This is a genomic window from Quadrisphaera granulorum (assembly GCF_003149145.1).
GTDB lineage: Bacteria > Actinomycetota > Actinomycetes > Actinomycetales > Quadrisphaeraceae > Quadrisphaera > Quadrisphaera granulorum.
Window position 1 is genome coordinate 1 of sequence record NZ_QGDQ01000064.1, and the last position, 3,138, is coordinate 3,138.

Annotated in this window: 3 protein-coding genes; 1 reads left to right on the plus strand and 2 read right to left on the minus strand. The window is 67.0% G+C overall.

The genetic code is table 11. From position 1 onward, the window contains the following. Positions 1-68: 68 nt before the first annotated feature. On the minus strand, positions 69-1,058 hold the full coding sequence (locus BXY45_RS22630; protein ID WP_170131700.1) for a carbohydrate kinase family protein: 990 nt from the start codon (positions 1,056-1,058) through the stop codon (positions 69-71). 169 nt (positions 1,059-1,227) lie between these two features. Between BXY45_RS22630 and BXY45_RS23660 the strand changes: the two genes are divergently transcribed. Further along, on the plus strand, positions 1,228-1,716 hold the full coding sequence (locus BXY45_RS23660; RefSeq protein WP_170131701.1) for a hypothetical protein: 489 nt from the start codon (positions 1,228-1,230) through the stop codon (positions 1,714-1,716). A gap of 143 nt (positions 1,717-1,859) precedes the next feature. On the opposite strand, the gene BXY45_RS22640 is transcribed toward BXY45_RS23660, so the two are convergent. Then, positions 1,860-3,020: a glycosyltransferase gene (locus BXY45_RS22640; protein ID WP_109776795.1), complete on the minus strand. Its 1,161-nt coding sequence runs from the start codon at positions 3,018-3,020 to the stop codon at positions 1,860-1,862. Positions 3,021-3,138 lie beyond the last annotated feature (118 nt).

The window sequence follows — 3,138 nt, forward strand, 5'->3', positions numbered from 1 at the left end:
CGACGAACTCGGTGAAGCCGGCGCGTCAGCGGCTGAGCAGGCCCTCCCGACCGCCGCCTAAACGATCTTCATCCACAGGTCTTGACAATTTCTCCTCGTCGGACCTTGCGGGACCTGCGCACCAGCAAGTCGAGGTGGCCCTGGTAGACGAAAAGCACGTTCACCCGGGCGAAGAGCTCCGGAGAGCTGTCCAGCCCGAGCTCGGAGACGTGGCTGTGGGGCGTGAACGACAGCACCTGGTCGGGCGAGAGCCTCCGGGGCAGCCCACGCATCATCTGCTGCTCGGCCCTGCCCGTGAACGAGGACACGTGGACCACTCCCGCCCCCTGCACCGCTGCCTCGGTGAGCGCTGCCGCGGGGTTCCCCTCGCCGTCCAGCGCCCGGGCGAGGTGAGCGTTGACACCGGCCTGCACGTAGATGGCACGACATGTGCCGTCACGCAACGACAGGATGGTGGCGCGTCCAGTGGGGGCATTCGGCGCGATGACAAGGGGCTTGGTGGACCCGACGCAGTGCCTCTCAAGGTCCTCCCGCAGATCCTTTCCATCATCGTCGTCACCGACGATTCCGCCGAAACTGACCGTGCCGCCCAACTTGGCCAGGGCGTATCCGGTGTTGGCTCCAGACCCACCTGGCAGACGCAGGGTCTCCCCCACAGCCTCTTCATGGTCGCCAGCGATGGCCCGGACCTCGAGCAGGTAGTCCATGTTGTGCGCCGAGAGCACGAACGTTTTCTCGGTCTCCCAGCGGCGCAGGCGCTCTCGTAACGCCTCGTAGCTTGACGGCGGTGGGAGCTCCTCGGGCTGGACCTTCCAGCGCGGATCGTTCTTGGCCTCCGCCTCGGCGATGCAGCGGGCAATCTCCGCCCCTCGCTCGCCCGTGAGGCGAGCCGCACGCTTGGCGGAAATGAACCACGGCGAGGTCGGACTGCACCACTTCGACGCGGTGCCCTCGGTGACACCGAGCAGCCTGCCGAGCTCTTTGAGCGTGAGGCCATCTACCTCCACGTACTCCCGCAGCAGCGAGAACTCCCGGCTACAGACGAACCCGGTGGGCACAGGGCACAGGGCGCAGGGGCACTGACATCTCCTCCGCTGCAAGCCGTGCAAGGACATGCGTTTTGTCGTAGGCGACGCCTTGCCAATCTGGTCTCGCGGCCGCAACCCCAGACCAGTAGCTCCGGTACCTACGACGTTGCCGGAGCGTGATCGAAAGGCTAGTGAACCCATGATCCCCTCGACAACCTCGTCCCCCGGTTCGTCCTTCGCCTCGCCGGAGAAGGGCCGGTGCACCGCGGGCCGTCCCCGCTTCCGCCTCATGCTCGTCGGAGCCGCCTTGGCCGTGACCGGCGCGCTCGGCGTCAGCAACGCGGCCCCGTCGCAGGCTCTGACCTTCAACCCCGGCGTGTTCACCAGCAGCGTCTACCTGTCGCAGAGCGAGACGCGGTCGCTGGCCGACTCCGTGGCGCCGCAGCTGGCCACCAAGGCCAGCCGCGCCTGCCGCATCCTCGGGGTCTCCATCCCGGGGGCCGGGTGCACCGTGGTGATGATGGCGCACGGGAACAGGTTCAAGAGCGCCGTCTCGCGCGCCGCGGACTCCCAGGGGTGCCTCCGCATCCGCATGAGCGGAACGCCCCAGCAGTGGCTGACGATGCGGAGCTTCCCCGTGATCCTCGGCTGGTACGCCGATCACAACCGCATTTACTGCAAGCCGTGAAAGTCGCCGAGCGATAACGACAAGGGGCGGGTGACCTGCACGCTGCGCGGCAGGGCGCTCGCCCCTCGTCTGTGCCCCATCCCGCCCCGAGACGTAGGGGCGGGCAAGACTTACCGCACGGAATCTCCCCTGTCAGAACGGCGTCAGCCCGGGCGCCGACTCCTGGTGCCCGGGCTCGCCGCGTCGACGAATGCTGCGCAGTAGGCGCCACAGATGCTGTCCCACAAGTAGGCATCGCGGATGCGCTGCACCGCTTCAGCAGAGTGCCGCTCCTGCCGCTCGCGGTCGGCAAGAAGCGAGAGCACTGCATTAGCGATGGCGGGGGCCTCGGGCTTCACGAGCGTTCCCGTGCCGCCCAGCACCTCGCGGTTGTAGGGGGTGTCGCGAGCGACCACGGGTGCGCCACAGGCGAGAGCCTGTACCAGGGCTGGGTTGGTGCCGCCAACGCTGTGCCCGTGGAAGTACGCACCGGCGTGCTGCCACAGGGAGAAAAGCTTGTCGTCATCGCTGACGTGACCGAGCCAGTGGACGCGCTCGTTGCTGTCAGCGAGAGCCTTGGCGCGCTCGTCAAGCTCGCCGCCGTACCCGGAGGACCCAACGACAACGACGTCCGCCGCCTTGCTAATGATCTTGGCTGCGTCAAAGAACTCGTTAACGGTGTTCTCGGGTACGAAGCGCGCCACCATGAGCGCGTACCCGCGGCGCTCCAGGCCGTCGACCACGGGCAGCGGAGCGGGAATGTCTCCGCCGTAGGCGATGACCACACCGTCTCGGTGGAATTTTTCCCGCCAGATGCGCTCGAGCTCGTCGGCGTCGTAGACGAGGGTGTCGGCGAACTTTGCGCTTATCCGGGCGCCGTTGAGGAAGACAGCTTTGCCCAGGCGGCTCCACTTGGCGCGGTCCCACTCGATGCCGTCCACGTTCAGGACCGTGGGGATGCCCCGCACCTTCAGCAGCGGAAGCCAGTAGCCGCAAGCCACATTCATGAGGAACGCGACATCCGGCTTCTCCCAGGCGGCGTGGACGCTCGAGGTGCAGCTATAGGACAGGGTGCTGAGGGACTTGGACTCAAGTCCCCGCGTGACCACGCTACGAACCTCGGGTCGGAGGCCCGGGTCGTCGGAGCGGGTCGCGCCAGGACGGGAGTAGACGGTGACGTCCCACCCCTCGTCATGCAGGTACGGCGCCATGCGTCGCACGAGGGTCTCGAAACCGCCGTAATAGCTTGGGTAGCCACGGCTACCGATGATGGCGATCCGCGGCCTGCGCCCTAGGAGGGAAGCTAACGCAGCCACTGTGGTCATCTTCTGCTCAGCGTCCCAACGTCGCGTACTTGGCTTCGGTGGCGGCCTTGCGGGGCCGCCACCACGCCTCGTTCTCCTTGTACCACTCGAAGGTGGCCTTCAACCCCGACTCCAGATC